We start from the raw sequence: 1,837 nt of genomic DNA on the forward strand, positions 1-1,837 counted from the left end.
CGATAATTTTATTGTAGAAAAAAACCTTTGCATTGTTGCGCTCGTGGGCGAAAGCATGAAAAATCATCAAGGATTGTCAGGCAAAATGTTCAGCACTTTAGGTAAAAACAATGTCAATATTAGAGCCATAGCACAAGGCGCATCAGAAAGAAATATCTCTGTAGTTATTAATGAGAATGATGTCAAAAAAGCATTAAATACTTTGCATGAACGTTTTTTTGAAGAAAACACCAAACAACTTAACCTCTTTGTAATGGGTGTAGGGAATGTTGGAGAGAAATTTATAGATCAAATTGCGCAACAAAAGAAATTCTTGAAAGAAAACCTCAAAATAAATCTTCGGGTAATTGCAGTTTCTAATTCCCGAAAAATGCTTTTCAGTGAAGAAGGAATTTCTTTAAAAGATTGGCAAAATTCATTAAATAACGGCGAAATTGCCAACAAAGAATTATTCATTTCTAATGTCAAAAAACTCAATTTACGCAACTCAATTTTTGTAGATATTACTGCCAATGAAGTTGTTGCTCAAACCTACGAACATTATTTGCGTGACAATATTGCTGTGGTAACTTGTAACAAAATTGCTTGTTCATCGGTTTATGAAAATTATAGTAATTTGAAACGTTTATCTCGAAAATATAACGCTCCATTTTTATTTGAAACCAATGTTGGCGCAGGTTTACCTATCATTGATACTTTAAAACATTTAATTGCATCTGGCGATAAAGTCAACAAAATTCAAGCTGTTTTATCAGGAAGTTTGAACTTTATTTTCAATAATTTTTCAGAAACTTACAATTTTCACGATGTTGTAAAAGAAGCTGGTGTACAAGGTTTTACCGAACCTGACCCAAAAATTGATTTATCTGGTGTTGATGTTGCTCGTAAAATACTGATTCTCATTCGCGAAAGCGGTTACAAAATGGAAATAGAGGAAATTACCAACAATTCCTTTTTGCCAAAAGAATGTATAGAAACCAGCAATAACGAAGATTTCTTTAAATCGCTCACGGCAAATGCTACTCATTTTGATAATTTATTAGCCGAAGCCAAGAAAAAAAACAGCCGTTTGAAGTTTGTAGCCACATTCGAAAACGGAAAAGCAAGTGTAGGATTAGAATTTATTCCAAAAGAAAGTCCGTTTTATAATTTGGAAGGTAAAGACAATATTGTTCAGTTTTACACCGACAGATATGTTGACCAACCTTTGTTAATCAAGGGAGCTGGTGCTGGCGCAGCCGTTACAGCATCGGGAATTTTTGCAGATGTAATTCGGATTGGAAATGTATAATTAGTCTAAAGTCAAATGTCATATAGTCTTAATGCCAAAGCATTTTCTTAATGATAATCTGACTTTATGACTTTATGATTTTAAAAACTTTATGACATCAATTAAAATATTCTGTCCAGCGACAATTGCAAATTTATCTTGCGGTTTCGACGTTTTAGGAACTTGTTTGGAGAATGTTGGCGACCAAATGATTATTCGAAAAACCAATGAAAAAGGCATTCGAATAACCAAAATAGTTGGAGCCAATTTGCCATTAGAAACCGAAAAAAATGTAGCAGGAGTTGCAGCTTTAGCTTTATTAAATGAAGTCGAAACCGAATTCGGATTTGAAATCGAAATCTATAAATACATAAAAGCGGGTTCAGGAATAGGAAGTTCGGCAGCAAGTGCGGCTGGCGCTGTTTTCGGGATTAATGAATTATTAGGGAAACCATTTTCTAGAAAAGAACTAGTTAAATTTGCTATGCAAGGCGAAGTTTTAGCCTCTGGAAGCCCTCACGCAGACAATGTTGCTCCTTGTTTATTAGGTGGATTTACTCTTGTTCG

At 34.1% G+C, this 1,837-nt stretch carries 2 protein-coding genes; both read left to right on the top strand.

The genetic code is table 11. The features are described 5' to 3' along the window. Positions 1–1,291: ACT domain-containing protein (locus RMO83_RS07425; protein ID WP_310559042.1), on the top strand; the 1,291-nt coding region annotated here is incomplete at its 5' end. A 91-nt stretch (positions 1,292–1,382) separates the two neighbouring features. Next, the coding region (locus RMO83_RS07430) for a homoserine kinase (RefSeq protein WP_310559043.1) at positions 1,383–1,837 on the top strand (455 nt) is incomplete at its 3' end.

This window comes from Flavobacterium sp., from assembly GCF_031423415.1.
GTDB lineage: Bacteria > Bacteroidota > Bacteroidia > Flavobacteriales > Flavobacteriaceae > Flavobacterium.